This window comes from Mycobacterium sp. 1245852.3 (assembly GCF_001669335.1).
Lineage (GTDB): Bacteria > Actinomycetota > Actinomycetes > Mycobacteriales > Mycobacteriaceae > Mycobacterium > Mycobacterium europaeum_A.
In genome coordinates, this window is sequence record NZ_LZLL01000623.1 from 1 (window position 1) to 639 (window position 639).

Here is a 639-nt window from a genome sequence, read left to right on the forward strand (position 1 = left end):
GCGGCCGCCATCGCCAACAGGTAGCCGTCGACGATCCATTGCTGCAGCACCAGGCCACCCCCGAGGTCGTGCTCGGTGGCCGGCAAGGCCAGGTTGATCACCGTCGAGTCGAGGAACGCGACCATCGACACCGTGACCGCGACCACCATGGCACGTCTGGTCGGCGCCGCGTCGCGCAACCTCATTGCGGGGTCACCATCGGTCGAAATGCAGCACGTCGTCCAGCGGAATCCGCTTGGCGGGGCGGAAGGTCGTGCCGGTGTAGTAGGCGGTGGGGACGGTCGTGGCGTGATAGACGTTGTCCGGCAGGCCGAGGATGGCCCGCATCTCGTCGTCGGCCATGATGGTCACCCCGGTCCACGTGGTTCCCAAGCCCCGAGAGCGCGCGGCCAGCATGTAACTCCACGTGGCGGGCATGACCGAACTCCAATACTGGTTGGCGTTTTCGCCGGTCAACCTGCCGTCGCCGTCGATGACCGCGACGCACGGAATCATTAAAACCGGGACCTCGCTGAAATGCTCGGCCAGATACGCCGCACTGTCGGACACCTTGCGCTGCTCCCGATTGCGCGCGGGGTCCTCCTTGAACCGATCGGCGACCGCGTACGGCGACGCGGCGATCAGGTCCCAGGTGCGGCG

1 protein-coding gene and 1 pseudogene are annotated in these 639 nt (G+C 66.7%); both read right to left on the minus strand.

The features are described 5' to 3' along the window. Positions 1-185 (minus strand): annotated as a pseudogene (locus tag A9W96_RS29020) (MFS transporter); the annotation flags it as partial. A gap of 7 nt (positions 186-192) precedes the next feature. Beyond that, positions 193-639 (minus strand): nitroreductase family protein (locus tag A9W96_RS29025; RefSeq protein WP_067144614.1); only part of this gene is annotated, 447 nt, incomplete at its 5' end.